25 protein-coding genes are annotated in these 26,708 nt (G+C 40.8%); 16 read left to right on the top strand and 9 right to left on the bottom strand.

Annotated elements, in window-relative coordinates; genetic code table 11:
- Positions 1 to 9: 9 nt before the first annotated feature.
- Positions 10 to 3,033 carry a tetratricopeptide repeat protein gene (locus WA338_RS12515; RefSeq protein ID WP_009780881.1) on the bottom strand — a complete coding sequence of 1,008 codons (3,024 nt, stop codon included), beginning with the start codon at positions 3,031 to 3,033 and terminating at the stop codon, positions 10 to 12.
- Between the two features lie 233 nt (positions 3,034 to 3,266).
- Here WA338_RS12515 and WA338_RS12510 point away from each other — a divergent pair, with 233 nt between their 5' ends.
- From WA338_RS12510 to WA338_RS12500, 3 genes are read left to right on the top strand one after another with little or no spacing between them, the layout of a single operon-like run.
- A complete protein-coding gene (locus tag WA338_RS12510; RefSeq protein ID WP_009780882.1) occupies positions 3,267 to 3,950 on the top strand; it encodes a cell division ATP-binding protein FtsE in 684 nt (227 codons plus the stop codon).
- A gap of 15 nt (positions 3,951 to 3,965) precedes the next feature.
- Complete coding sequence (locus WA338_RS12505; protein ID WP_009780883.1) at positions 3,966 to 4,862, top strand: glycosyltransferase family 2 protein; 897 nt, start codon at positions 3,966 to 3,968, stop codon at positions 4,860 to 4,862.
- Positions 4,849 to 5,778, top strand: a complete 930-nt coding sequence (locus WA338_RS12500) for a glycosyltransferase family 2 protein (protein WP_009780884.1) — start codon at positions 4,849 to 4,851, stop codon at positions 5,776 to 5,778. Before WA338_RS12505 ends, WA338_RS12500 begins: the two co-directional genes overlap by 14 nt.
- Here WA338_RS12500 and WA338_RS12495 read toward each other — a convergent pair.
- A complete protein-coding gene (locus WA338_RS12495; RefSeq protein WP_009780885.1) occupies positions 5,765 to 6,157 on the bottom strand; it encodes a sugar 3,4-ketoisomerase in 393 nt (130 codons plus the stop codon). The two genes, WA338_RS12500 and WA338_RS12495, sit on opposite strands and share 14 nt — an antisense overlap.
- Positions 6,150 to 7,229 carry a glycosyltransferase gene (locus WA338_RS12490; protein WP_262494762.1) on the bottom strand — a complete coding sequence of 360 codons (1,080 nt, stop codon included), beginning with the start codon at positions 7,227 to 7,229 and terminating at the stop codon, positions 6,150 to 6,152. The genes WA338_RS12495 and WA338_RS12490 overlap by 8 nt, the downstream gene beginning before the upstream one ends.
- A 58-nt stretch (positions 7,230 to 7,287) precedes the next feature.
- Here WA338_RS12490 and WA338_RS12485 point away from each other — a divergent pair, with 58 nt between their 5' ends.
- Complete coding sequence (locus WA338_RS12485) at positions 7,288 to 8,490, top strand: glycosyltransferase (RefSeq protein WP_272985654.1); 1,203 nt, start codon at positions 7,288 to 7,290, stop codon at positions 8,488 to 8,490.
- Here WA338_RS12485 and WA338_RS12480 read toward each other — a convergent pair.
- The 5 genes from WA338_RS12480 to typA form a co-directional block, all read right to left on the bottom strand.
- Positions 8,408 to 9,415 carry an acyltransferase family protein gene (locus tag WA338_RS12480; protein WP_272985652.1) on the bottom strand — a complete coding sequence of 336 codons (1,008 nt, stop codon included), beginning with the start codon at positions 9,413 to 9,415 and terminating at the stop codon, positions 8,408 to 8,410. The genes WA338_RS12485 and WA338_RS12480 overlap by 83 nt on opposite strands.
- The gene (locus WA338_RS12475; protein WP_272985650.1) at positions 9,409 to 10,701 is read right to left on the bottom strand and encodes an O-antigen translocase; all 1,293 of its coding nucleotides are present in this window, start codon (positions 10,699 to 10,701) and stop codon (positions 9,409 to 9,411) included. The genes WA338_RS12480 and WA338_RS12475 overlap by 7 nt, the downstream gene beginning before the upstream one ends.
- Positions 10,694 to 11,794, bottom strand: coding sequence for a DegT/DnrJ/EryC1/StrS family aminotransferase (locus tag WA338_RS12470; RefSeq protein WP_272985649.1), 1,101 nt, complete (start codon positions 11,792 to 11,794; stop codon positions 10,694 to 10,696). The genes WA338_RS12475 and WA338_RS12470 overlap by 8 nt, the downstream gene beginning before the upstream one ends.
- A complete protein-coding gene (locus WA338_RS12465) occupies positions 11,791 to 12,792 on the bottom strand; it encodes a GNAT family N-acetyltransferase (RefSeq protein ID WP_272985647.1) in 1,002 nt (333 codons plus the stop codon). The genes WA338_RS12470 and WA338_RS12465 overlap by 4 nt, the downstream gene beginning before the upstream one ends.
- Before the next feature lie 104 nt (positions 12,793 to 12,896).
- Positions 12,897 to 14,693 (bottom strand): translational GTPase TypA, encoded by a 1,797-nt coding sequence (typA, locus tag WA338_RS12460; RefSeq protein ID WP_009780892.1) that lies wholly within the window; start codon positions 14,691 to 14,693, stop codon positions 12,897 to 12,899.
- 279 nt (positions 14,694 to 14,972) lie between these two features.
- On the opposite strand from typA, the gene kdsA reads away from it, so the two are divergent.
- Together kdsA and WA338_RS12450 are read left to right on the top strand one after the other, a co-directional pair.
- The gene (gene kdsA / locus WA338_RS12455; RefSeq protein ID WP_272985644.1) at positions 14,973 to 15,788 is read left to right on the top strand and encodes a 3-deoxy-8-phosphooctulonate synthase; all 816 of its coding nucleotides are present in this window, start codon (positions 14,973 to 14,975) and stop codon (positions 15,786 to 15,788) included.
- Positions 15,789 to 15,996: 208 nt separating this feature from the next.
- On the top strand, positions 15,997 to 17,889 hold the full coding sequence (locus tag WA338_RS12450; RefSeq protein ID WP_272985643.1) for a redoxin domain-containing protein: 1,893 nt from the start codon (positions 15,997 to 15,999) through the stop codon (positions 17,887 to 17,889).
- Between the two features lie 73 nt (positions 17,890 to 17,962).
- On the opposite strand, the gene WA338_RS12445 is transcribed toward WA338_RS12450, so the two are convergent.
- Entirely contained in the window at positions 17,963 to 18,313 is a 351-nt protein-coding gene (locus WA338_RS12445) for a DUF1801 domain-containing protein (protein WP_009780895.1), read from the bottom strand.
- 144 nt (positions 18,314 to 18,457) lie between these two features.
- Between WA338_RS12445 and WA338_RS12440 the strand changes: the two genes are divergently transcribed.
- From WA338_RS12440 to WA338_RS12395, 10 genes are all read left to right on the top strand, one after another.
- On the top strand, positions 18,458 to 19,594 hold the full coding sequence (locus WA338_RS12440; protein ID WP_272985640.1) for a hypothetical protein: 1,137 nt from the start codon (positions 18,458 to 18,460) through the stop codon (positions 19,592 to 19,594).
- Positions 19,595 to 19,608: 14 nt separating this feature from the next.
- Positions 19,609 to 21,219, top strand: coding sequence for a BCCT family transporter (locus WA338_RS12435; RefSeq protein WP_336093560.1), 1,611 nt, complete (start codon positions 19,609 to 19,611; stop codon positions 21,217 to 21,219).
- 2 nt (positions 21,220 to 21,221) lie between these two features.
- Entirely contained in the window at positions 21,222 to 22,079 is an 858-nt protein-coding gene (locus WA338_RS12430; RefSeq protein ID WP_273017149.1) for a universal stress protein, read from the top strand.
- A 103-nt stretch (positions 22,080 to 22,182) separates the two neighbouring features.
- Positions 22,183 to 22,821: a hypothetical protein gene (locus WA338_RS12425; protein ID WP_273017148.1), complete on the top strand. Its 639-nt coding sequence runs from the start codon at positions 22,183 to 22,185 to the stop codon at positions 22,819 to 22,821.
- A gap of 33 nt (positions 22,822 to 22,854) precedes the next feature.
- Positions 22,855 to 23,154 carry a winged helix-turn-helix domain-containing protein gene (locus WA338_RS12420; protein ID WP_009780901.1) on the top strand — a complete coding sequence of 100 codons (300 nt, stop codon included), beginning with the start codon at positions 22,855 to 22,857 and terminating at the stop codon, positions 23,152 to 23,154.
- On the top strand, positions 23,147 to 23,653 hold the full coding sequence (locus WA338_RS12415) for a hypothetical protein (RefSeq protein WP_009780902.1): 507 nt from the start codon (positions 23,147 to 23,149) through the stop codon (positions 23,651 to 23,653). Before WA338_RS12420 ends, WA338_RS12415 begins: the two co-directional genes overlap by 8 nt.
- Positions 23,654 to 23,664: 11 nt before the next feature.
- The gene (locus WA338_RS12410; protein ID WP_336093557.1) at positions 23,665 to 24,558 is read left to right on the top strand and encodes an inner membrane CreD family protein; all 894 of its coding nucleotides are present in this window, start codon (positions 23,665 to 23,667) and stop codon (positions 24,556 to 24,558) included.
- Between the two features lie 43 nt (positions 24,559 to 24,601).
- On the top strand, positions 24,602 to 25,042 hold the full coding sequence (locus WA338_RS12405) for an inner membrane CreD family protein (protein WP_009780904.1): 441 nt from the start codon (positions 24,602 to 24,604) through the stop codon (positions 25,040 to 25,042).
- Positions 25,043 to 25,108: 66 nt separating this feature from the next.
- Positions 25,109 to 25,939 (top strand): DoxX family protein, encoded by an 831-nt coding sequence (locus tag WA338_RS12400; RefSeq protein ID WP_272985636.1) that lies wholly within the window; start codon positions 25,109 to 25,111, stop codon positions 25,937 to 25,939.
- A 94-nt stretch (positions 25,940 to 26,033) separates the two neighbouring features.
- The gene (locus tag WA338_RS12395) at positions 26,034 to 26,708 is read left to right on the top strand and encodes a DUF1361 domain-containing protein (RefSeq protein ID WP_272985634.1); all 675 of its coding nucleotides are present in this window, start codon (positions 26,034 to 26,036) and stop codon (positions 26,706 to 26,708) included.

Here is a 26,708-nt window from a genome sequence, read left to right as displayed (position 1 = left end):
ACCTCAACTTTAGTTATTTCCTTCCTCTAAAGAAGAATTGGTTTTAGATTCTGCAGCTTTAATACGGGTAAGTTCTTGTTGCGCTTCAGCAACAACTTCAGGATAATCTGTAAAATTGGTGATCACGTTATCTAATATATAAGTCGCTTGATACGCGTCATCCAACTCATAAAAGTTTTGAGCCATCAAGACCAAACCTTTTGCTCCGTACTCTTTATAACCACTATAATCTTTAGCCAGCTTTTGTACCGATGCATTAGAACCGGTATAGTCAGCGTTCTTGTTCTTAAAATACGCATCGTAGTACAAGGCTTCTGCGGCTAAGGCACCAGTTGCAATTTTTGAAACTTCGCGATAGGCTGCGGCTGCTTTATTCTCATCACCGGTTTGCATTGCGCTACGCGCGATAATCACCTGCGCATCACTTTTTACATTATTATCGATTTTGGAATTCGCCAATACTTTATCGGCATAACTTACAGCATTGGCATATTGCTGCAACTCGTAATAGGATTTCATCAAGTTACTTTGTGCAAAAATCACGTTCTGTGCACTATCCGCTTCGGTCTCCAGACGTTTTAAAACAGGAACCGCATCGGCATAATTGCTTTCACTCAAATACACCTGACCCAATCGTGCCAGGGCCTGCTCGGTAAATTCGCTGCGTTCTTTGTCGATCACATATTTATAATGCGACTTTGTTTTTGCATATTCATTCTGACCAAAATAAAGCTGACCTAAGTAAAAATGTGCTTCCATCGCACGTTGTCCGTTAGGGTATTCTCTCAGGTATTTTTCGAAATTCTGAATTGCTTGCGCGTTGTTGCTTCCTACCAATTGCTGCTCTGCAGAAGAGAAAGCCGCATCGTCCAATTCTGAATCTTCAACCGAAATATAATCTAGGGTATTGGCCCATCTTCCGTATTCATCAACCTGACCTTTGTCTATATAAATTAGTTTTGCTGAAGCTACCGCCTGCACACCCTCAGGCGTTCCCGGGTAATCTTGAGCTACACGCTTGAATAAATTCAATGCCTGATCGCTTCTACTGGTATTGTCGTAAATAAGCGCTTTTTTAAGCTGGGCTTTTGCTGCGAACTTGCTCTTTGGAATCTCACGCACCAGACGATCGTAGGCCTGAATACCACGCTCATTATCACCTGTAGCAACGTAAGTGTTTCCTAATTCATACAAAGCATCATCTCTGTAGCTCGACTGTGGAAAAACGTTAGCAAAATTGCTTAAGCCTTCGATCTTTTGCGCGTTGCGATCTACAAAACCGTAGCTTATCGATTTCTGAAAAGTCGCATAGTCTTTATTTCCACCAGGCATTGCGATAGCGGCATTGTAAGCTTCCATCGCCGGCCAATACTCACTTTCAATAAAATGGCTATCACCCAGACGCATATAGGCATCCATCTTTCTCACATTATCATCCGTTCCCGATTGGGTAAACTGACTAAAGTATTTTGTCGCCTGATTGTAGTTTTTCTTTTTGAAATAGGCATAGCCCAAGTTGTAGGCTAGGTTGTCATATTCTGGTAACGAGCGTGCGGCGCTGTTCTGTTCAAACTGCTTAAACGTCAACAACGCATCATCAATACGGTTTATGGTGTATTCACTTTCGGCTTTCCAATATAGCGCGCGTGCGGTGAACTCCGGAGTGCGTGGTTCACTTAAAGATTTTTCAAAATTGATGATCGCCTCTTGGTAGTCGCCGTCATTATAAAGTTCGATTCCGCGGTAAAAAGCCACCTTTTGATAGGCTACTTTATCTTCAAAATTTCGGTTATTCTCAATGAGTTCCATCGCTCCTTCATAATTCTTAGAAGTGATGTACGAGTCGATGAGTAAAGTTTGCAATTGCTGACGCTCGGGAGTGTCAGGATATTGTTCTAAATAGTTACCAATGGCTTGCGGAGCCGGCTCATAGGCATTCCCGATCTCATAACTCAACTTGGTGTAATTGAGTCCGCTATCTTCTTTGATCTTCGGTTCAAAATCCATTTGGTAAGCATTTCTAAACGCATTTAAAGCTTCCTGCTTTTTACCGGTTTTTAAATAGGCATCAGCAAGATGGTAATACGCATTTTGAGCAACGCTGTTTTTTCCATCTATAATTTTATTGAACTCCCCTATGGCGCTGTCATAATCACCTTGCTTGTAATACGCATAGCCCAGTTGATAGTAATCGGTGTTGCTCCAACGTCCACGTTTACCGCGATATTCTTTTAGGTAAGGAAGCGCTTCATCAAATTGTCCTAAGTTGAAATAACTCTCTCCAATGATCTTATTCAATTCAGATTGCTCGAGTCGGTTTGCAGTAGGAAGTTGTTCTTTGGCCAATTGGATCGCTTCTTCAAAATTACCTTGTTTAAAGTTTAGATCGGCTTTAAAATAACTCAGGTCTTCGCGGGTTCCTTCTTCGGCTTCTATTTCTTCAAAAAGCTGACTCGCCTCTTCATAATCATCATTTTCATACGCCATAAAACCTTCATAATACTTCGCCTGCGCTCCGTACTTTTCAGAATTGCGCACACGGCTAAAATACACTTTGGCCTCCTGAGGTCTGTTGGTTTTTAGATGAATGTACCCCATATTGAAATTATAGCGCTCGAGCTCGCTCCAGTTCAAGCGAGACAGGTCTACTTGCTCATACCAGCGCTTAGCTACCGAATATTTCCCGTTCTCGTAGTAATAATCGGCGACATCCTTATAAGCAGAATTGCGCTTGGTACTCGTAGGATATTCTTCAACAAATTTTTGCATCGCGGCATCGGCACCACTTTGGTTGAGGCGCACCGCAGCATTTGCGATATAATACGCACAATCTCCTTTGATCGTAGGATCGTCTGCTTCCTGTTTTATTTCGTTGAAAAGTGTTTGCGCGGCGAGGTATTGTTTGCTGTTATACAGCGAGAGCGCCTTGTTGTATTTTGCCAGATCGTTTGTAAAAGCGGCAGACTGCTGTGCCAAGAGAAGCGGCATTGTGAGCAGTGTGAGAAGCCCTATACAGGCATATTTCTTGATCATATGTTCTAGGTTAAGTTGCAAAAGCAGCACGTTCAAAAGTATGTTTTTTAAAAAGTGACTACTGTTAATAACGTTACAAAACTAGGATAATTATATCTACAGTAGGCTTCTTAAAAAGAACTTCCTTTCAGGAATTTAAAGGCTTCATTCAATAGACCCTAAAGCTACTATACAAATGAAATAGTTATTGTACTTTTGACGTTAGCTAATTATCAAATATTAGAAGCTTCTTTATGTCTACACCGGTTCTGCAACTTCAAAATGCCTCTATTTTTCAACGCGAAAGTCTTATTCTTTCTGAAGTAAGCCTTACGATCAATAAAGGCGAATTTGTGTACCTCATAGGGAAAACCGGAAGCGGTAAAAGTAGTTTTATGAAAACGCTTTACGGTGATCTCCCATTACAGCAAGGCCAGGGAACCATTGTAGACTTTGACCTGACGACTTTAAAAGAAAAGCAAATCCCATACCTACGCAGAAAACTGGGCGTTGTTTTTCAGGATTTTAAACTGCTGAATGATCGCACCGTAAAAGAAAATCTCAAGTTTGTTTTGAAAGCCACAGGCTGGAAAAACCAAAACGAGATGGACGACAAAATCGATAAGGTGCTGGATAAAGTAGGAATGAAAACTAAAGGCTTTAAATACCCTTACCAACTTTCTGGCGGTGAGCAGCAACGGGTAGCTATCGCGCGTGCGCTTTTGAACGACCCAGAATTGATTCTTGCCGATGAGCCAACCGGAAATCTCGATCCGCAAACTTCTGTAGAAGTTATGGGTGTTTTGCAGGAGATCAACAAAAACGGAAATACCATTTTAATGGCTACGCACGATTATGCACTGCTTTTAAAATACCCTTCCAAAACCCTCAAATGCGACGGAAATAAAATCTTTGAAGTCGTACAAAAGACGATTTAATTCTAATTTCGGGATATGTTATCCATTCTCATACCCGTCTACAATGATGCACTAGATAAACTTTTAGCCGGCTTGTCTAAGATGACCGGCGATTTGCAGATCGCTTTTGAGATCTGTATTGCAGATGATGCTTCGACAGCTAGTGAAATTCAAAAAGCAAATAAGCTACTTGCAGCGCAGCATAATTGCCGGTATACCCGATTTAGTGAAAATCGTGGCAGAACCGCAACACGCCAATTTCTTGCAACCCAAGCGCACTACGATCATTTACTCTTTCTCGATGCCGATGTGCTTCCGTTACGGAAAAACTTCTTAACGTCGTGTGTTGAACATCTTGATCAAGCTCAGGTGGTTTTTGGCGGTATCGCCTATCCTAACACACTTCCTCAAAAGGAAAATGCCTTGCATTATACGTATGGTAAAAACCGGGAGGTAAAATCGGTGTCTGAGCGTAATCAAAAAACCTATTTGGCTTTAATCAGTCAGCATTTAGTTATTGAAAAATCGGTATTCCTAAAATGCAATCCGGCTCAAGAAAAAGCCTACGGATTGGATCCCTATTTTTCGCATCGTTTAGAGCAACAACAGGTTTCGGTTTTACATCTAGACAATCCCACCGTGCATCACGGCATTGAAACTTCGGCTGCTTATTTATTAAAAACGCATCAGGCCCTGGAGACGCTTGTTCATTTAGAAGAGCAACAGTTGATTCCGCCAGATTATCGCCCGCTTCAGCGCGTGAGACAAGCCCTGGAAAAACGCAAACTAGCCCCCTTTTTACTTCGACAGTTTACGCGTTACGAGCATCGTATTTTAAAAAATCTCTGCGGAAGCAATCCCAACTTAAGACTTTTTGACCTGTACCGGCTGTGCTATTATTTAAAGTTAAAGCGAGAAGATGAAACACGTTAGTATCGTCATTCCGGTTTTTAATAAAGAGGCGTATCTGATAGAAACCATCACGTCTGTACTCCAACAAACCTACTCCAGTTTTGAACTCTTACTTATTAACGACGGTTCTACAGACGCCAGCCTCAACATTATGCGAAGCTTTGAGGATACACGCATACGTATCATCGATCAGAAAAATCACGGACTATCAAAAACCCGGAATCGCGGAGTAGCGGAAGCCCAATACGAACTTATCGCCCTTCTCGACGCAGACGATCTTTGGTTACCTAATCATCTGAAACACCTCGTAGAACTGTCTGAAAATTTTCCTGAAGCACAGCTTTTTGCGACAGGTTATCAAGAGCTCTTCAACTCCGGGAAGACTGTAAAACCCAAATTAAATACGGCACACAAGCACCCGTATATACTCACTGATTTTTTTACCGAAAGTTTGTATCAACCCCTGATCATTCCCAGCGCACTGGCTTTTACAAAAGCAAGTTTCAACACGCTGGCAGGATTTAATGAGCAAACTACTTATTCTGAAGATGTAGATTTTTTGATCAGAGCGCATCTAGAGTTTCAAACCGCATTTCATCCTGAGATCACCTGTACCTACCGTACCGAAGTCCCGGGGCAGATCAGTAGTCAAAAGAAGAGCGAGTTGCAAGCACCTAAATTTGGTAAACTGCTACGAGCACATCCCGATCATCAATCGTTGCGCATTTACATTCATACCAAACGCTATTTTCTCTGTATCTTTTATAAAACGGAAGGCAGAAAAGATCTCTTCAAAAAACTGAAGGCCAAACTTGATACTTCAGTATTAAATAAAAAACAACGCTTTCTGTTATATGCTCCACGCATCCTACTTGTGAGTATTAGAAAAGTGAAGATCTTCTTTTTAAAGCGCGGGATTCGCCTTACTGCTTTTTAAACTGGAGAAATGCTTCAAAATCCCGTATATAATCTGCTTCGATAAAAACAGCACTCGCCAGAACCAGGCAAATACCTCCACTCGAAAAATCATGAAGCTCGCGCCAATAGCCGTTGGGAATCAATAAACCTTCATCCGGTTTATTAAGCGTGTATGTTTGGGTATTGTTCCCATCGTGAATAACCACATCAAAACTTCCCGAAAGCGCGATTAAAAATTCGTTCTGCTCGATATGGGCATGTCCACCACGAGATGCACCACTGGGCACGTCATACAAGTAGTACACCCGCTTGAATTCAAAAGGCACAATATCCTTTTCAAGCACCGAAAGGTTACCTCTTCGATCTTCTATTTTAGGGAGTTTTATACGTTCAATCATTATACAGTGCGTTAAGGTAGCCTTGCCATTGCGGTGCAATCTGTGCGACATCAAACTTACGAATACTCGCTCGGGCTGCAGCTTTAAATCGGTTTCTTGTGTGCTCCTCTTGCGCCAGACAATTCATCGCCTCCTTTAAAGCTTCAAAATCCTGATGCGGAACCAGAATTCCATTGGTACCGTCAAGAAGTTCGCGCGGACCGGTAGGACAATCTGTTGAAATTACCGGAGTTCCGCACGCGAGACTTTCTAAGATCACCCGCGGAAAACCTTCAAAAGCACTGCACAAAACTGAAAATAGCGCATGGGTTACATAAGGTTCGGGATAATTTATAAAACCTTTAAAAACAACTTTATCGCTTATATTCAAATCTTTAGCAAGTTGCCGAAGTCCTGAAAGCATTTCGCCTTGTCCCAAAATATACAGGTCAATGCCTAGTTTTGGCAATTCACTTTTTGCATAGGTTTCAATAAGCTTATCAAATTGCTTCACCCCTCTTTGCAACCTTCCACTCGCTAGAATATACGGATGAGTTACATCATTGGGTTCAGGATAATTTCGCTCGTAAGCAGACAACTCAATTGCATTGGGAAGTACCTTAATTTTTTCAAAACCAAAACGTCGCTCTATGTTTTGCTTCATAGCTTCGGTAAGTACGCAGAGTTCTGCATCTTTAAAAAGTTGCTTTGCAACAACATCTGGCTCCGGAAAATAATAGCCAAAATTAGCACTACGCACCATAAACACAACTTTAAATCCCGGATACAAATACCGCTGAATTAAAAATTCTTTTAAGGCATTGCGACGCATTCTAAAGTCCAGAACAACATCAATTTCCTGCTCGTGCAAGTATTTTTTAAAACGACGGAACCGTTTTAATTTATTGAAGATGCCGTTGGTTGCATTCTTGTATTTTCCCAGATTGAAAAGCCTACCCGAAAATTCATAACCTATTTTATCGGTGATCGTGACGAGGTGAATCTCAAAACCAAGATCTGAAAGCATTTGGGTCAACAAAGCCGCCGAACGCTCTGCCCCACCGCCGGCAAGTGATTCAACGAGAACACAAATATTTTGAGGTTTTGATTTCAGAGTTTACGTATCTTTTCGCTTTAAATGTAGCGCATTTATGAGAATTCTTTTAGTGGGAGAATACAGCAATTTGCATAATAGTTTGCAAGCAGGCTTGCTCGCAAACGGACACGAGGTCACACTCATAAGTACTGGCGATGCGTTTAAGAAACTTCCTTCAGATGTGCTGATCAAGGCCAAACGCATTGAAGAAAGTCGCCTATTGCAGACGCTTAGAAAAGGAGTTTTCAAAATCACCAAATTCGATATTGCCACACTAGAAATAGGTTATCGCACGCTCGATTGGCTGGTTGATCAAACCCAATTTGATGTCATTCAGCTTATCAATGAATATCCTTTCAAAACACCCTATTTTATTGAAAGACGCATTATAAAACGCTTGCGACAGCTTACACCAAAACTCGTTATTTTAGCCTGCGGCGATGATTATATCTATTTGAACAACATTGATCAACTGACCTATCATCCTATTTTACAACACCCGGATATCGACTTTCCGTACAGCAAAAAATATTTAACTGCGGCACATAAAAAGTATCACGAATTGGTATTTGAACTGAAAGATTTGATCATCAGCACAGATCTGGATTATCACCCTATTTACAAAGGCCGAACAGATTATTTCGGTCTAATTCCGAATCCGATCAAGCTTGATAAATTCGACAATCTAAAAAACACAGCCAACAAGCGCATTGTTATTTTTCACGGTGTTAACCGAAGTAATTATTACAAAAAGGGCAATTACTACTTTGATTCGGCTTTGTGTATCATTCGGCAAAAATTCAGTGATCGCATTAAACTCATTTGCGTAACCAGTCTCCCCTATGCAGAATATATTGACTCCTATCGTGAGGCCGATATCATCCTTGATCAAACCTATGCTGAAGATCAAGGTTATAATGCCTTGGAGGCGATGGCTCAAGGCAAAGTGGTGTTCACCGGCGCCGGAGCTTCGTTTTGTGAGCGTTACCAAGTAGAACCCAACAGCGTAGCGATTCACACCATTCCGGACGCTGAAAAAATCGCTCAAGACTTGGAAGAACTTATTCTAAATCCCCAACGAATTGTTGAAATAGGAACTCGTGCCATGCGTTTTGTTCAAGAGCATCACGACTATTTAAAAGTCGCTGAGCACTATGTTAACACGTGGAAAAGTATCAAAAGTGACGACGCAGTTTCTGCTTCATCGGAAGCTCAAAAAAGCGATACGAAAAATAGCAAACCAACAGAATTAGCATAAAACTGAAACTGTAGAATTGCCAATCTGCAAGTGTGATTTCAAAATGGTTCACAGCGCGTCGTGCGTATCTTAAAATGAGCTGATGCCAGAGGTAAAATCCAAAGCTTAAATTGCCTAAAAAGAGAAACACCGGTTTTGAAAGTAGTTTTGACAACGCACCTTTCTGCTGTGCAAAAACTCCGATCACGGCCAACATCGGCAACCAGTAATACACAGAATATCTTAGTACTTTCGGAAAAAAAGCTGCGGAAGCGTAAAAGATCACGAGCAATACAAGCGACCCAATTTCATAGCAGGTAAATCTCGAATCGAATTTTCCGAAGGAAGCTTTCTTTAAGAGCTGAAAAAGCAACATTCCTAAAGCAAAATCAAAAAGACGCAATAACGGATTGATGTAGAAAAACCAGTGCTGCAGTTCCTGTGGAACGATATACATCAAACTTAAGATCAGCAGAAAAAATAAGCCGAAAACTCCATTAATGATTCGATGCGTATATTTTCTGAATCCCCATAATAACGCGGGAAACAGCGTGTAAAAAAAGAATAAATCTGAAATACTCCAGCCCAGACTGTTGAATGCAAAGTAATATTCGGCATTTGGGATAAAGCTTTGCAACATAAACAAATTTGCCACAAACTGAAGCATCCACTGTTCTGCATTACTCGCTAAAAATCCCAAACTCAACGGAACCGCAGCCAACAAAGTCAACACATAAAGCGGATATAATCTGCTTAAGCGCAATTTTAAAAACCGGCTTAAACTAATTTGCTGTTCCGCGAAGCGTTCGGCATACACATAAGACAATATAAAACCGCTTAAAGCGTAAAAAAAGGCGTGACCTAAAGCATCCTGCAGCACATTTATATGATGCAAAAACACCAAAAACGCAAAAACAAATCGTAATGAGGCCAGAGATTTTAACACAACTTACCGAATAAAGCGTTTCGAAAAATAAGCAACAATACCAACAAATACAGCACATAACTTAGAAAATGTCCCATTGCTGCGCCCACAAAACCGTAATCCTGAATAAAGAAGACGCTACTAAAATAAATAATACTCAGCGAGAGCACTTGCGTACCTATAAAAAGCCAGAATTTATTTTTTGCTAGCATTTGGTAGGCGATCACCAAACTTGCGACTCTAAAGAAATCACCCGCCAACTGCCAGATAAAAACAGGCTGCATATCTAAGAAAGAAGGACTGTAAACCAGCCGGATAATCCAAGTTTTTATAAAGAACAGAACGATCAATCCCGCTCCAAATAGTGGCAAAAACGTCTTGTAAAACCGAAATACTTCAGCTCTGAATTCCCTTTTTGATGTCGCAGCAGACAGTTTCGGTAAAATGTAAAGTGTAAGCAAGGTAGTCGCGAACATTAAATAATAATCAGACAACCGAAGCATCGCATCCCAATATCCTGCATTTTCTAGTCCGTCAACTGCAATAATTTCTTGGCGAATCGCGATGTACACCCAAGGAGAAACAATTGCAGAAAACAGGGTCATTCCGCCGTAAGAAGCTAATCTTTTAAGCATAGAGCCATCAATCTGTTCTTGAAGCAATTCCCTAAAAAGACGTTGCTTTTTAAAAACAGTGCTCAGCGTAATGAGTAAACCAATACCCGCACTTAGCACCACGGCGAGCATCGCCCCATAAAGCTGATAGTTGACAATTAATATCACGCTAAGTGCTACACCGGCCACGTTGGTGATACTGTTGATCAGAATTACTTTTTTGTAATTCCCAATGCCGTTGATGATGTTCAGCATTAATGCATTGAGTGTAAAAAACGGCAGCACCACCGCAAATACCTTAATGATCGTGGTGTAGTTTGTTCCAGCATTAAAAACTTGGGTGTTGATGACTGAAGCCGTAAAAAAGAGCAAAACACCCAAAAATACCGAAGTTAGAAAACCGACTTTCAAAACCGTACTTATCAGTTTTTGTAATCGGGTTTTATCTGTTTTGAATTCGGCGCTGTATTTGATCACACCGTTGCTGATGCCCAATTGTCCTATACTTTGCACCGAGCTTATAAAATTGCGTAAATCGCCAAGTACCGCCATCCCGGTCGACCCCAAATAAAAGGCAATAAGTTTTGACGTTACAAGTCCGCAAACCAAGCGCACACCAACACCCACAGCATTAAACGAACTGACTTTAAGCAGAACATGTTGCGCGATAAGTTGGCGTAAAAATTTAAGCATTATACCTATTTAAAACGCTGATGATTTGAGTCACTGCTTCAGCATCTAAAGTTGGATTCGAAGGAATACTCACGCAGGTCTGGGCTACCTTTTCGGTTAGCGGAAATTTCAAATGGTTATAGGCTTTCAATGCTTTTTGCTGATACGGCGGAATGGCATAATGCACTCCAAAACCGATTTCAGAATATTTCAAATAATCGAGGAAATGCTCCCGGTTTTCTACCAAAACGACAAAGAGATGAAAAACATGCTGCGCTGATGTATCCCAAAACGGCAAAGTGATTTTCGGATTGGTGATTTCAGCGAGGTAACGTGTTGCGATCGCTCTGCGTTGCAGATTGTCAGCATTCAAGTTTTTCAGTTTTTCACTTAAAAAAGCCGCTTGTAAGGTATCGAGACGCGAATTGAAACCGGCATGACTATTTTCAGCAAAAGACGTTCTCCCGTAGTTACGTAAGCTTTTGATAACCGCTATTAAAGCTTCATCATTAGAAGTTACTGCTCCGCCGTCTCCCAATGCACCCAGATTTTTAGTAGGGTAAAAACTGAAAGCTGCCGCATCGCCAAAATTTCCTGCTTTCTTGGTATTGAAAGTGGCTCCGTGCGCTTGAGCCGCATCTTCGATAAACAATAAATTGTGTTTTTGAGCATAAGCGGCAGCAGCTGTTACCGGACCTAGTTGTCCGTACAAATGCGTGATCAAGATTGCTTTTACAGAAGGTTCAGCCTCGGGCAACTGCTCTAAATCTATATTGAAGGTGGACGTTTCAATCTCGACAAAAACCGGTTTTAAACCCGCGTGCATTACGGCTAGAACGGTCGCGATATATGAATTGGCTGCCAGCAAAATTCCGTTGCCCTCCTGCAGTTTCCCTAGTTGTTTATAGCCTTCAAAAATCAATTGAAGCGCATCAAACCCATTGCCTGTTCCTAAACAGTAGTTGGCACCACAGAAGTCAGCAAACTCATGTTCAAACCGGGTCACGGCCTCACCAAGAATATAATCGCCTTGGTGCAGCGTTTCTTTAAAAGCAGCCGTAAGTGCTTCTTCGTAAGGCGCATTGAGTTTCTTTAAATCTAAAAATGGAATCATATTACAACATTTTCAAGTTTAAAGCTGTTTTTCGTCTGCAACCTATAGGTACGCTGAATTCTGGTGCGTGCGCCAAAGGTTTCTTTCCAAAACTGTAAGCCAGCGTTGAGTTTGTTTCCTGCCTGCTCATTTGAAGTCCCAAAATCGAAATACCATTTATGAGAAAATCGTTCCTCGATCAATTGCTGAAATAAGAAGTCTAAAGCGCCTTGTTTTTTACCTTCAGGAGTTGCTGAAATATATTGCACGTGCGCCACCACTTGCGTTTCAAAAATAGTCGCACCTGCCAAAAGTTGGTGCTGCGCATCTCGCACTTCAAATTGATGAATATTGTATTTAAAACGCTTTGCAAGACTTGTAATTTCTTCTAAAGAATGTGTGGGTTCGGCATCATGCTGTGCCTCAAGGTTCGGGATGAGCACTTGATTCCAAAAGGGTTCAAAATCGGTAGTTTTTTCAACCGAAAATCCAGCTTTTACAGCTTGATTCACCGCATTTTTTCGCGAACTATTCAACGGAATACGATTGCGGTAATCGATCACTGCAGCGGTCTCAGCCTTAATGAGTTTGGCTTCCGTAAGAAAAAGAAGGTAATCCAATTCGTCTCCCGGCAATTCCTGATAAAATTGCGGCAACATTTTAAGCTCGAGCTCTTCAATTCCGCTTTGCGAAAGAAAACCAAGAAGTTCTTGAAACAACTCCATGACTTCTTTCAGTCTAATTTCAGCATCTAAAACGAGTCCGCCATATGTCAAACCTTGATGCGAATAAAGCGTAGCTCCCACCCGATTTGCCGGTAATACTGCACGCAGTTTTTCCTCCTTAAAAATCAATAAACTGAAATCTTCAAAGCGGTCTTGATGGTATTCTATAAAATCCCGATGAAACAAAAAAGACGTGTTTTTTGAGCCTTTATAGGTTCCGTTTAAAGATGCTACAAAACGATCCCAGCGCGATTTGTATTCCTTAGCATACGGTATGATCTGATACTTTGACAAGGTGAAATTTTAAGGAAAAATACAAAAAAACAAAGCGGAATTAGTTCATAAAAAAAGCACCTCCAATTAAGGAAGTGCTTTTTCAGTCATTTATTCGCTAGCGCTTAGATCGCTTTGCTGCGCTTGCGCTCGTTTTCAGTAAGCAAAATTTTACGTAAACGTAAGTGATTTGGCGTTACTTCAACGTACTCATCTTTTTGAATATATTCTAATGCTTCTTCTAAGCTAAATTTGATCGCAGGAACAATTTTTGCCTTGTCATCTGCACCCGAAGAACGTACGTTAGAAAGTTTTTTGGTCTTGGTGATGTTCACGGTCATATCATCCTGACGTGAGTTTTCACCAATTACCTGACCTTCATAAATATCTTCACCCGGATCAACGAAGAAACGACCACGGTCCTGAAGTTTATCGATAGAATAAGGGATTGCTGTACCTTTTTCCATAGAAACTAACGAACCATTTAAACGCTCAGGAATACCACCTTTTAATGGCTGATATTCTTTATAACGGTGTGCCATAATCGCTTCACCAGCAGTTGCAGTCAATAATTGATTACGTAAACCAATGATACCACGCGATGGAATGATAAACTCACAAACCATACGGTCACCTTTAGCTTCCATACTCAACATCTCCCCTTTTCTCAAGGTCACGAATTCAACCGCTTTACCAGAAACATTCTCCGGTAAATCGATCGTTAATTCTTCAACCGGCTCACATTTAACGCCATCAATCTCTTTAATGATAACTTGTGGCTGACCGATTTGCAATTCGTATCCTTCACGACGCATCGTCTCGATCAAAACAGATAAGTGCAATACCCCACGACCGTAAACCATAAATTTATCGGCGCTGTCTGTCTCCTCTACACGTAATGCAAGGTTTTTCTCTAATTCTTTAGTCAGACGATCTTTGATATGACGTGAAGTCACAAATTTTCCGTCTTTCCCGAAGAAAGGCGAATCGTTGATCGTAAACAACATACTCATCGTAGGCTCATCGATCGCGATGGTTTTAAGCGCTTCAGGATTTTCAAAATCAGCAACAGTATCACCAATTTCAAAACCTTCAAGACCTACAAGAGCACAAATATCTCCTGCTTGAACTTCGCTTACTTTAATACGCCCAAGACCTTCAAAAGTGTGTAATTCTTTGATACGTGTCTTCTTGATCGTTCCGTCACGTTTTACAAGAGAAACTTGCATATTCTCTTTTAACGTACCACGCTGCAAACGACCAATCGCGATACGACCGGTAAATGAAGAGTAGTCTAACGAAGTGATCAACATTTGCACTGTACCTTCTTCGATTTTAGGAGAAGGAATATGCTCCATCACCATATCAAGAAGTGGCTCAATATTTTCGGTTGGTTTTTGCCAGTCGTCACTCATCCAGTTGTTCTTTGCAGAACCATAAACGGTTGGGAAATCCAACTGCCACTCTTCTGCACCCAACTCAAACATCAAGTCAAAAACTTTCTCGTGAACTTCTTCCGGAGTACAGTTTTCTTTATCTACTTTATTGACAACCACACAAGGTTTTAGACCTAAGTCGATCGCTTTTTGAAGTACAAAACGCGTCTGCGGCATAGGACCTTCAAAGGCATCTACAAGAAGTAAAACCCCGTCTGCCATATTTAAAACACGCTCTACCTCACCACCAAAGTCGGCGTGACCAGGAGTATCAATAATATTGATCTTAGTATCCTTATAGGTTACAGAAACGTTCTTTGAAGTAATGGTAATACCACGTTCACGCTCAAGATCATTGTTATCAAGAATGAGGTCACCGGTGTTTTCGTTTTCACGAAACAACTGGCAATGGTACATAATTTTGTCTACCAAAGTAGTCTTACCGTGGTCAACGTGCGCGATAATCGCAATGTTTTTAATATCCATAGAGGCCTTATTTTAAGGGCGCAAATATAGTGGTAATTAATGGATTATTAGCGACTTATTCCTATAATGTTTTAAGTGCCTGAAAAAGCCTTACAAAACTTGTAATATTTTGATTTTCAAGGTTAAAATACAACTGATTTTTGATGTTTACTTAACGTCATTTCTATTGAAATTAGACAGAACATCGCTTGAACATTCCTAAAAGACGCATTGAAAAGCGCTTCTTTCAAAAACATAATCTTGTACAAAGCCGTATCTTTACCGTCTAAATATATACTGATGAAACTTTCAAATATTCCTAAAATAAAACATACTGACGGTAATAACTTTTTTCTGCTAGCAGGACCCTGCGCGATCGAAGGTGAAGAGATGGCATTGCGCATCGCTGAAGAGATCGTGAGCATTACCGATAAACTGAAAATCCCATACGTTTTTAAAGGAAGTTTTAAAAAAGCCAACCGAAGCCGGATCGATAGCTTTACCGGAATTGGCGATGAAAAAGCACTGAAGATCTTACGTAAAGTTTCAGAAACTTTTGATGTTCCTACCGTTACCGATATTCATGTGAATGAAGACGCTGCAATGGCTGCGGAATATGTAGATGTGTTACAAATCCCGGCATTCTTAGTACGTCAAACCGATCTGGTAGTCGCAGCTGCAGAAACAGGAAAAGTAGTCAATTTAAAGAAAGGGCAATTTATGAGTCCGGAAGCGATGAAACACGCTGTGACCAAAGTGACCGATACCGGTAATGAAAACGTGTGGATCACAGACCGTGGGACGATGTTTGGCTACCAGGATCTCATTGTTGATTTTAGAGGGATTCCTACTATGAAAAGTTATGCACCAACCGTGCTTGACGTAACGCACAGTTTGCAACAGCCTAACCAAAGCAGCGGAGTGACCGGTGGTCGCCCGGAATTAATTGGTACGATGGCCAAAGCAGGTATCGCTGCGGGAGTTGACGGTTTGTTCATCGAGACGCATTTTGATCCTAAAAACGCAAAAAGTGATGGTGCCAATATGCTTGATCTAAGTTTATTGGAAGGCTTGTTGACCAAGCTTGTCGCGATACGCAAAGTGGTGATCGAATAAAAAGTTTCGGTTTTAACATAATCCATATTTGATAATTCTAAGGTTCTTCAAGGCATCGCTTTTGAAGAACCTTTATTTTTTCAATCCTATTCTGATGAATTATTAAAATGTAAAGCCCTGCCGCATTATACGCTAAAAATGTAACCACTAGTAAATAAGCAGTAAACTAAATTCTTAGTACATTTAGATGCAATCAAAAGACATAATTATGAAATACTTACGCCTTCCGGCAGTTGTAGCCTTAACCGCATTAAGCCTTTTTTCGTGTTCAGACGAACCTAAAGAAACTCCGCTTACCATTGGTAATCTTGAACTTTCTGAAACTAAACCTTCACCGGGTGATAGTCTAAAAATAGCCTACACTTCAAAAGATTCTCTGACTCCTGAAGCTTTTTATGTATATACCGTAGCGTCATCTGCGTATCCTGTAGATCTCAATCTGGTTAAGGATGGTGAGCGTTATACCGACGCTATCAAAATACCGGATTCTGCAGATGGTTTGATCTTCAACTTTAAGGTTGGGGAGAAATATGAAGCGAATGACGAAAAAGGATATTCGGTAAATTTATATGATAACGAGGGCGAACCCTTACCTGAAAGTGAATCTAGTGTAACCTATTACAAAGCTACCAGAGGTGCTGATTACGGAATCAAATACGATCGTGAAAATGCCGCAGCCTTATTAAAAGAAAATTGGAGCAAACATCCTGACAACCTAACGTATCTTTATGTGATAAGTATTGAAGATAAAACTTTTGCTGATTCAATTTATGATGCAAAGCTGGCCTCTCTATCGGCTAAAGAGGAATTAGCGGAAGACGATTACAGCGATTTGATCACGATTTACAATGTAAAAAAAGACAAAACAGCTTTAGATTCTATTACTCCGATTATCGTAGCAAAATATCCTAAAGGAGATCAGGCTCAGCGCGCTTATTATCAAAAAATCTATGAGGCCAAATCGCTCGAAGATAAAGAGGCTATTGCTGCAGAATTTGAAGCGGCTGGTGGTGTAGCTTCTAACTACGGAAATTATATGTATTCTGCTTTGGCCCAAGCAGAGTTAGCTGAAGGAAATATTGAAAAGTTTAAAGAAGCTGCAGAAAAAATGAGTGCAGCATCTAACAAAGCAAGCCTATATAATAACGTGGCTTGGAATATGGCCGAAAAAGGAGAAAACCTTGAATTGGCCGAAGAATTATCGAAAACCTCTCTAGAACTTGTAGACGAACAAAAATCAGATAAACCTAACTACTACACGACAAAGCAGTTTGAACAGAGCTTAGCTTCTACCAAAGCCATGTATTCTGACACCTACGGCTTTATTTTATTTCAACAAGGAAAGATTAAAGAGGCGATCGCTGCTCAGGAAGTAGCCGTTGCAGACCGCGCAACCGCAGACGTGACCGAACGTTACCTACAATTTTTGACTGCTGATGAGCAATATGATAAAGTAGTTGAAAAAGCAACCGAATACATCAAAGACGGAAAAGGCACTGCAGCGACTAAAGACTACTTAAAAACCGCATATGCTGCAACTGATCAAGAGGAAGACTTTGAAAGCTATTTGAGCGGACTCGAAAAAATAGCACACGATAAGGCTTTAGCCGAATTGAAAAAAGAAATGCTTGATGAAGAAGCGCCAAGCTTCAGTCTCAAGAATCTTAAAGGCGAAGAAATCGCATTGGCTGATTTAAAAGGAAAAACCGTGGTTCTTGACTTCTGGGCAACCTGGTGCGGACCGTGTAAAATCTCGTTCCCGGGAATGCAAAAAGCAGTGACCAAATATGCTGATAACGATCAGGTTGAATTCTTATTCATCGATACTTGGGAAAGCACCAGCGGTGAAGCCCGTGAAAAAGGAGTGACTGATTTTATCACTTCTAATGAATATACCTTTAATGTACTTATGGATACGCCCAAAGAAGAAGGAAGCCGGGAATATGATGTGGTTTCTGCTTACGAAGTTGACGGAATTCCAACCAAATTTGTAGTAGGCCCAGACGGAAAAATCAAATTTAAAGCTGTTGGTTTTGATGGTAATACAGACGGTCTCGTTGAAGAACTTGATATGATGATCGCATTGGCTGCCGGGCAGTAAATTTGATTTAAACTTAAATATTGAAAAAATCCGTGTTTGAATATCAGACACGGATTTTTTTTATGTTGTAAAACTAACCTCTACAGATTTTGCGGAGTTGTTCAAGAAAATAAATAATAACCTCAGCATCGATATCTTCTACCCCTTTGTAACGCAGAGACCTCAACCGCTTTCTCCCCTCACCTGCAACCAAATGCCCTTCGGGATCATTCAGGTCTGTGCCGTAAACAAAACTCAAATCCACAAAACGCTTTCTAAAATTCAGAAAACAAAACATCTTTCCGTTTAAGTAATAGAAAGGTAAGTTCCATTTATAAAGCAGTTCTGCTTCAGGAGCAGTGTGCGCTATAAGCACTTGCAACTCGAGCAGCACGCTCTTAAACGGTTCTGGCTTAGATAGAATGTAGGCTTCTGCAGGTTTCATTTCAGCAATATTTAAAACTTGTGAAAAACTTAAAAAAATCTTTCAAAAACATTAAAAAACTATTAATACTTCTGTTTTAAAGGTGTTTTTTAGAAAATTCCCCCTATTTTTCCAATTCTTCGATAACCCTAACCCATTTTGTGAATGATCAAAAACTACGTTTGTTTTACACTGTTAACGGCTTTGATGCTCCCTATTTTAAGTTTTGGTCAAACTAAAGATAAACCAAAACTAGAACTCGGCGGCGCCCTAAGATTCAATTATGTCTACTCCTCTTGGAAAGAAGAACAGAAAACCAAAGGTGGCGAATTGGGCTACGATATGTTTCGCATCAATGCCAAAGCTTCTTATAAAAAGGTTTTTCTCAACGCCGAATATCGACTGTACTCAGAAGCATTTGGTGGCGGATTTTTAAAGCAAGGTTGGGTTGGCTATCAATTTTCTGAAAAAGATGAACTGCACGCCGGTCTGGTCTATGTCCCGTTTGGGATCAAGCAATACAATTCGCACAACTGGTTTTTCAACATTACGTATTACGCCGGTTTAGAAGATGACCACGATATGGGCTTAAAGTATTTGCACACCGGAACAGATTGGGAATATGCGATTGCGTTTCTAAAAAATGCCGAAGAACTCAATTTTGGCGGAGATGTTGAAAATGATTCCAGCCGATATTCTTACGATGTGGTGGGGAGAAATAAAGAAACCAATCAATTTAATATAAAACTGGTGCGCAAACTGGGTGCAACTGTTAAACACCGTATAGGATTTTCTGGGCAGTACGGTAGTTTGTACAATATTGACACAGACTCCAACGGTGATCATTATGCACTTGCGCTACACTATGAAGTCGATTGGAATACGTGGAATTTAAAGACTGAAGCGATCACCGTGGCGCATAATCCCAATAATGAACCGGGACAATCAAATGACATCATACAAATGGGTGCCTACGGTACACCCTATGAAGTTGCAGCCGATTTTAATATGTATACCGCTTCGCTTTCAAAAAAGGTCAAAGTGAACTGGGGACCGGTCTCCCAAATCGAGATTTATAATGACTTTGGGTATATGCAGAAAAAAGAAAAGGAGTTTACCGATTCTTTTCAAAACGTAACCGGTATATTGGTCACCGCAGGACAAGTCTACACGTATATCGATTATGCTGCCGGCTATAACCATTCTTGGTTAGGCGGAAATTTTGTAGACGACTTTTCTATCGGAAACCCTGATGCAAAATGGGAAGCCCGATTTAATATAAACATTGGATACTACTTTTAACAGATTATAATTTTATGGCTAAAAAAATTACGCGAAGTGACGAAAAGAAATCTATTTTTGGATTAGATGTAAACGGCCCGGTTTTTTTCACCTCAGCTATTTTTATCATCATAAGTATTGCGCTCACGCTTATTTATGAGAAACAAGCTGAAAAGATATTTGGCGACATTCAACACGCTGTTGCAGAGAATGCCGACTGGTTCTTTATTCTTACCATCAATCTCTTTTTGATCTTTCTGGTCTATCTCGCACTCGGAAAGTACGGAAAACTTAGAATTGGCGGACAAAAAGCAAAACCCGAATTTAAAACCATGTCCTGGTTTGCGATGCTCTTTAGCGCCGGGATGGGAATTGGATTATTATTCTTTGGCGTTGCCGAACCGGTAAAACATTTATTGAGTCCGCCTACTGCTGAAGCTAACACGGTAGCTGCCGCTCAAGAAGCGATGAATTTTACCTTTTTACATTGGGGCTTTCACGCCTGGGGCGTTTATGCCTTGGTAGGCTTAGCACTTTCCTACTTCACCTATTCTCGTGGATTGCCGCTGACCATTCGTTCTATTTTCTATCCGTTTCTGGGAGATAAAATACACGGTAAAATTGGTGATGCCATAGATATTTTTGCAGTGCTGGCTACTCTTTTTGGGCTGGCTACTTCCTTAGCATTTGGGGTTCAGCAGATTGCCAGTGGTCTTAACCATGTTTTTGGTCTTCCTGACGGAACGCTCACGCAGGTACTTTTAATTGCAGGAATCACGCTTGTGGCGACAACTTCGGTAGTGCTTGGTGTAGACAAAGGTGTGCGTATTCTGAGTGAATGGAATATGCGCGTAGCCGTGGTTCTTTTACTACTTGCTTTGATTTTAGGCCCTACCCTATTTATCTTCAGATCTTTTGTTGAAAACACCGGTAGCTACTTTTACAACTTCTTAAAAATTTCGACCTGGAGTGAGACCTTTAATGGTACCTCTTGGCAAAATGACTGGACGGTATTTTACTGGGGCTGGTGGATTGGTTGGTCGCCTTTTGTTGGGATGTTTATCGCCCGTATTTCTAAAGGAAGAACCATTAGAGAATTTATTCTTGGGGTGTTACTGGTACCTTCGCTTGTTACGTTTTTCTGGATGTCGGCTTTTGGTAGTGTAGCTATTGAGCAAGCTTTAGGAGGAGACGGAACTATTGTAGCCGCTGTACAGGACGATATCGCGACGGCACTCTTCGTGTTTTTTGAAGATTATCCGTTATCTATGGTGATCAATATCGTGGCAGTGATCCTCATCGCAGGCTTTTTCATCACCTCTTCAGATTCAGGTTCTTTGGTTGTAGATAGTTTAACTTCCGGTGGAAAAATTGAAGCCCCGGTTGGCCAACGTATTTTCTGGGCCGTGACCGAAGGTACCGTAGCCGCTGTACTTTTAATAGGTGGCGGACTCGAAGCCTTGCAAACCGCGACGATTGTTACCGGTTTGCCTTTTGCCATCATCCTGCTCATTATGTGCTACTCGCTGTATAAAGGACTTCGGGAAGATTTACAAAAGCTCGAAAAGAAAAAATCTGAAAAACAAATGGACGACTATGAAGAAGTCGTTAAAGAAATTGTGGAACGTAGAAACAAAAAAGCCTAAGTATGGAACGCGTTAAGAATATTCTTGTAGCCTTAGACCTGTCGTCGATAGATAATCACCTCATCGAATACAGCTCCTTTCTAGCCGAAAAAGTAGCTGCAGAAAATGTGTATTTTGTTCATAATATCAAGAAATACGAGATCTCAGAACTTTTTGAAGAAGAACTGCAAAAGGTAAATCTCGACCAACTCATTGGCGACGAGCTCAATGAAAAAATTGAAAAGAGATTTACCGCAACCGCAAACTGGGAAGTTCTTATTTCTGAAGACAGCAATACCGAATCACTCATTCACTATATCGCAAATAAATACCAGATAGATCTTACCATTGTAGGGAATAAACCCGCTACAGAAGGCACAGGTGTCGTTACTGCAAAATTATTGAGACTGCTCAAGTGCAGTATTCTGTCTGTTCCTAAAACAGCTAGAGTACAACTCGATAAGGTTTGGGTGGGTACAGACTTTTCGGGACATTCCAGAAAGTCTTTTGTGTTTGCCCAAGCGCTTAAAAGCAAATGGGATCTTGAGGTAAACGCTGTGCACATATTTCATGTGCCTATGCAGTTTTCGCCGTATATTCCTAGAGAAGATGCTGCGCAAAAGATCGAAAAGCATTTGCTTCAGAAATCGGCTAAATTCTTTAGAAAACTTGGCGGGGCTGTTCCTGAAAACAACCAACTCATCTATGCCAAAGACCGAAGCGTAAGCCAAAGGTTTTTAGTGGAGATCGAAAAACAAAAACCAGATCTGGTCATTTTATCAGATAAAGGTGGAAGCAATATTTCATCGCTCCTGATAGGAAGCCTCACCGAAGAATTGTTTGAAGAAAGCTTAGGCAGTCCGTTACTGGTTGTAAAGTAACTAGCGCTTTAAATGTATTGAAAATCCTCATCCCACCGATGAGGATTTTTTATTTGTATAGCAACATAAAATACACTTACTTTGCGATTCAAAGTACTTTATTATGACCAATAACAATTATCTACAGGACATTTCAGACATTAAGAATATGATGAGTAAATCATCGCGTTTTATGTCTTTAAGTGGGCTTTCAGGCATACTCGCCGGTATCTACGCGTTAGCGGCAGCGGCATATGCGCATTTCAGGATTGCAGCCTTACCCGATTATTCAGGTGACTCGGTGGTTTTAAATGCGGTAGGTAATTTTATGGCAGCCTACGATCTCGTTGGTGATTTGTTTTTTGTAGCTACGCTCACATTGTTTTTAGCCATAGTCACCGGTGCTCTACTCACCTATCGCAAAGCCAAAAAACTGAATGAAAAAATATGGAATCCTGTTTCTAAACGGCTCTTGGCACATTTCGGTATTCCTTTATTTGCCGGCGGCTTATTCTGTCTTGTTCTTTTGCAATACGGTATCGTTGGGCTCGTCGCTCCGGCTACCTTGATCTTTTATGGTCTTGCACTGCTCAACGCCAGTAAATTCACTATTGGCGACATCAAATATTTAGGCATCGCCAATGTGTTTATAGGATTGATCGCCTCTCAATTTGTGGGCTACGGTTTGTATTTTTGGGCATTGGGATTCGGAATATTTCATATCATTTACGGGGTGATCTTATACAATAAATACGACCGTTAAGCTTCAGTTGAGCAAATATCAAAACCGTTTACTTTGAAGAATATCATTCAACATATCAATAAAGCCTTTGATCATCGGGTGCGCTTAGGCATTATGAGTATTCTCATGGTGAATGAGTACGCCGATTTTAATATGCTGAAAGAACTGCTGGGCGCAACAGACGGGAACATCGCGAGTCATACTAAAGCTTTAGAAAAAGAAGAATACATCAAAGTTGAAAAATCATTCATTAACCGAAAGCCCAATACCCGCTATATCGCAACCGCTGAAGGACGCGAAGCTTTTAGCAAGCACATTGAGGCTTTAGAAAAACTCATCAATCCTAATGACTAAATCTATTTTTTTATCCAGTTACTTTGAAATTCAAAGTACTTTATTAATAGTTCGAGAGCTTTTTGTAGGCGCCTCTTTTGATTTAACCAGTCGGTTGTATGTAAAAGTGAAACAAGGTACACCTTGGAACCTCAGCACCAGGCAACTTCTGGATTTCCCTGAAGATTCATTGGGTTTTCATTTGGGATGCTTTCTCTTACAACACAACTTTGAACCTCAACCCAAATGTGAAGACCACGATATTTTTCATGTATTAACCGGCTACAAAACCGATACTGCACAGGAGATCGCTTTGCAGTTTTTCTTATACGGCAATGGAAAACGCAGCCCCTTTTTGTCATTGGCTATGGGAGCCGGTTATCTTCTGTATCCCGATCAATATGCCACTTTTAAAGCGGCTAAAGTACAAGGCCACTTAGCTCCTCCTGTATACGATCTCGACTTCAAAGGGTTATTACACAAGCCATTCAAACAACTTAAATCTCAATTCATCAATTAAAATCGTTTATTATGTCTACTACAGATTCTCAAACCCCCAATAAATTCATTCACTGGCTCAAGAATTCGATCACCGCACGTATGTTTATGGTGGGATTTCTCACGCTTATACTTTTGATCCCGCTCTTCTTTGTACAAAATCTTATTGATGAACGGGCACAGCGACAACAAGAGGTGGTGGCAGAGATCAATGAAAAATGGGGCGAAGAAGTGCTCATTTATGGTCCGGTCTTGAAGATCCCTTATACTACCGAAGTCAAAAAGACCGTGCAAAACAGGGAGACCAAAACATTTGAAACTCAGATTGAGGAGCAAGAACACATCGCCTATTTCTTTCCGGAAAATTTAGAGTTAACCACTCAGGTGAATCCCGAAATCAAAAACCGAAGCATCTATAAAACCACCGTTTATAATTCTGAAACGCATTTTGAAGGTCAGTTTGCTATACCCGATTTTAGCGAAGCGCCCTCAAAACCGGTTTCCATTTTATGGGGAAAAGCACGTGTGGTTTTTCAAACTTCAAACCTGAAAGGAGTTAACGAGCAAGTCAACATCAAGCTCAATACCTATACGTATCTGTTTACTTCTAAATACGAGCCGCGGCCGGCAAAAGCCCTGGAGCCTGTTGCGCTCTACACGATGGAAAGTGATTTCCTCAAAACAGAAAGCCTCCCTCAGGAATCCAAAGTGAATTTTAGTATGAAACTTCACATCAACGGAAGTCAGCAACTGCGTTTTATTCCTGTAGGTAAAACCACAGAAGCACAAATCACATCAGATTGGGAAACCAATAACTTTACCGGTAACTATTTGCCCTACAATCAAGACAAGCTTGACGGCAAAGGTTTTGATGCTAAGTGGAAAGTGCTGGACATCAATCGCCCTTTTCCGCAGCAGTTTTTTTGAACACTTACCGCACTTAAATGAATATGCTTTTGGGGTGAATTTTATGATTCCGGTAGATGAATATCAAAAAAGTGAACGTACCGCCAAATATGGTTTTCTTGTTATTGGTCTTACCTTTTTGATCTTCTTTCTCATTCAAAGCCTGAGTAAAATAGGCATTCATCCGTTTCAATATCTAATGATCGGTCTGGCGTTGATTATGTTTTACACCTTGCTTATTTCTATTTCTGAACACAGCAATTACTTTAATGCCTATCTAACTGCCAGTATTGCGGTGATTCTGTTGATCGCGCTATACGCACGAAGCATCCTTAAAAACATCAAATTCCCCATCTTTATCGCTTCATCATTGAGCCTGTTATACAGCTTTATTTATGTCATTATTCAGCTGGAGAGCTACGCGCTACTGGTGGGCAGTGTTGGCCTGTTTATTATTCTGGCGCTTGTAATGTATGTATCGCGTAAAATTGACTGGAATTCCTAATTTAGAGCAACCCTAAGCGCAGCTGCTGAGAATCAAAGTTGCTGCGCTCGCTAACCTGATCTGTTTATGAAAAACTACTTCAACCGTTTTTACATTCACGTACGTCGCAACTTCTGGCACGCCTTGTTCTATTTGTTTTGCAGATGCACACTGGCTTTGGGATTTATCGTTGCCGGGTATGTAAAGATCATTGGCGAGCGTTTTGCAAGCGGCCTCTCAGTAAAACATCCTATGGGTGCCTACCTTGAGGCCTTGCATCATACGAGTTTTTACTATCCGTTTATTGGAATTATTCAGATAGCAGCGGGAATACTCTTGCTCATTCCGCGCACGGTAATTTTAGGCGGATTGCTCTACTTCCCCATTATTCTCAATATTTGGGTGTTGTCATGGGCGGTACGCTTTGAAGGTTCGTTGTTCACTTCTACTTTAATGGTATTGGCAAACGTGTACATTCTGCTTTATAATTATGAGCGATTGAAATTTATTTTGCCCATTCAGTCTAAAGCACTGAACTATAATGCGCCGCTTCAAGCTAGTGAAATTTCAGAAACCAGCATGCTTGCACCCGATCAACCGCTGCGCTTCACTCCCGGAATTGCCGCCTTTAAAAATCCTGCGATCAGTAAAAAATTCCCGTTCCTTTTTGCAGGGACGGTGTTGTTGATCGCCTTTTTGACGCTTGTAAGCACCAACCGAATCTATGAGATTATGCCGCGCAATTCTTATAACGATTGTGTGACGCGGCTTCCTGAAGCGCTCGAAGAAAATGCAGCGAGCTTTGACTTTTGCAATTGCATTCACAATCAAGGTAAACCGCTCGAAACCTGTATTGCCGAATTTGATAAAACTAAAACTAACGGAAACGCTCCTGTTTCAACTAATAAACTACCTTAGGAAAAGCTCATAAGGCATTGCTTGAAACGAATTTTCAAATTTGCGGCAAGCCTCAGCGTAATAAACCCTTTGGCGGTGCCAAAAAAACATTAAAATGAAAGACTTTATCCTTAACAAATACAACACGCTCAAATACCTTTTTGGCGCATTACTGCTCTGCTTTTTCCTGCTGGTTTTTCGCATTAAAACAACACACGACTTTTTTGGTCTCTTTCTGGTATGGAACCTGTTTCTTGCTTTTGTTCCTCTAGGGGTCGCTTGGTATGTACAGCATAGAAACACGCACTTAAACTCAATTTCAAAGTTTGCTTTACTCGTACTTTGGCTGCTCTTTCTTCCTAACGCACCGTATGTGATTACCGACGTAATTCATTTGTCTTACAGTCCGTCAAATTGGTTTATTTATGACGGAATCACCATTGGTGTTTTTGCGCTCTTAAGTCTTTATTTTGGTTTTCAATCGTTGATAGAAGTGCGTAAACTGTTTAAAAATGAAATAGCTGAAACCTGGTTGAATGCCTTAACTGTGGGCGTTTTGATCTTATGCGGTTTTGGAATTTATCTGGGGCGGGTAGTTCGTTTCAACTCGTGGGATTTGATCACCAATCCGCTCGATCTTTTCAGCACCATTGGTCTGTATCTTATCAATCCTATTGAACATAAAAGCGTCTGGATGTTCACTTTAGGATTTGGAATTTTCTTAAACTTCAGTTTTTTCTTATTTAGAATCTGGAAGCATAGATTACTAACCAAATCGTACACCTTTTAA

This window comes from Leeuwenhoekiella sp. CH_XMU1409-2, assembly GCF_037029365.1.
GTDB lineage: Bacteria > Bacteroidota > Bacteroidia > Flavobacteriales > Flavobacteriaceae > Leeuwenhoekiella > Leeuwenhoekiella blandensis.
Note: the sequence above shows the minus strand (reverse complement) of the source record. Positions and strands in the feature narration are given on the sequence as shown.

Bases quoted from the DNA above. Each gene is read 5' to 3' on its own strand.
- WA338_RS12515 (WP_009780881.1), bottom strand. From the start codon at position 3,033: ATGATCAAGAAATATGCCTGTATAGGGCTTCTCACACTGCTCACAATG.
- WA338_RS12510 (WP_009780882.1), top strand. From the start codon at position 3,267: ATGTCTACACCGGTTCTGCAACTTCAAAATGCCTCTATTTTTCAACGC.
- WA338_RS12505 (WP_009780883.1), top strand. From the start codon at position 3,966: ATGTTATCCATTCTCATACCCGTCTACAATGATGCACTAGATAAACTT.
- WA338_RS12500 (WP_009780884.1), top strand. From the start codon at position 4,849: ATGAAACACGTTAGTATCGTCATTCCGGTTTTTAATAAAGAGGCGTAT.
- WA338_RS12495 (WP_009780885.1), bottom strand. From the start codon at position 6,157: ATGATTGAACGTATAAAACTCCCTAAAATAGAAGATCGAAGAGGTAAC.
- WA338_RS12485 (WP_272985654.1), top strand. From the start codon at position 7,288: ATGAGAATTCTTTTAGTGGGAGAATACAGCAATTTGCATAATAGTTTG.
- WA338_RS12475 (WP_272985650.1), bottom strand. From the start codon at position 10,701: ATGCTTAAATTTTTACGCCAACTTATCGCGCAACATGTTCTGCTTAAA.
- WA338_RS12470 (WP_272985649.1), bottom strand. From the start codon at position 11,794: ATGATTCCATTTTTAGATTTAAAGAAACTCAATGCGCCTTACGAAGAA.
- typA (WP_009780892.1), bottom strand. From the start codon at position 14,693: ATGGATATTAAAAACATTGCGATTATCGCGCACGTTGACCACGGTAAG.
- kdsA (WP_272985644.1), top strand. From the start codon at position 14,973: ATGAAACTTTCAAATATTCCTAAAATAAAACATACTGACGGTAATAAC.
- WA338_RS12450 (WP_272985643.1), top strand. From the start codon at position 15,997: ATGAAATACTTACGCCTTCCGGCAGTTGTAGCCTTAACCGCATTAAGC.
- WA338_RS12445 (WP_009780895.1), bottom strand. From the start codon at position 18,313: ATGAAACCTGCAGAAGCCTACATTCTATCTAAGCCAGAACCGTTTAAG.
- WA338_RS12440 (WP_272985640.1), top strand. From the start codon at position 18,458: ATGATCAAAAACTACGTTTGTTTTACACTGTTAACGGCTTTGATGCTC.
- WA338_RS12435 (WP_336093560.1), top strand. From the start codon at position 19,609: ATGGCTAAAAAAATTACGCGAAGTGACGAAAAGAAATCTATTTTTGGA.
- WA338_RS12430 (WP_273017149.1), top strand. From the start codon at position 21,222: ATGGAACGCGTTAAGAATATTCTTGTAGCCTTAGACCTGTCGTCGATA.
- WA338_RS12425 (WP_273017148.1), top strand. From the start codon at position 22,183: ATGACCAATAACAATTATCTACAGGACATTTCAGACATTAAGAATATG.
- WA338_RS12415 (WP_009780902.1), top strand. From the start codon at position 23,147: ATGACTAAATCTATTTTTTTATCCAGTTACTTTGAAATTCAAAGTACT.
- WA338_RS12410 (WP_336093557.1), top strand. From the start codon at position 23,665: ATGTCTACTACAGATTCTCAAACCCCCAATAAATTCATTCACTGGCTC.
- WA338_RS12405 (WP_009780904.1), top strand. From the start codon at position 24,602: ATGATTCCGGTAGATGAATATCAAAAAAGTGAACGTACCGCCAAATAT.
- WA338_RS12400 (WP_272985636.1), top strand. From the start codon at position 25,109: ATGAAAAACTACTTCAACCGTTTTTACATTCACGTACGTCGCAACTTC.
- WA338_RS12395 (WP_272985634.1), top strand. From the start codon at position 26,034: ATGAAAGACTTTATCCTTAACAAATACAACACGCTCAAATACCTTTTT.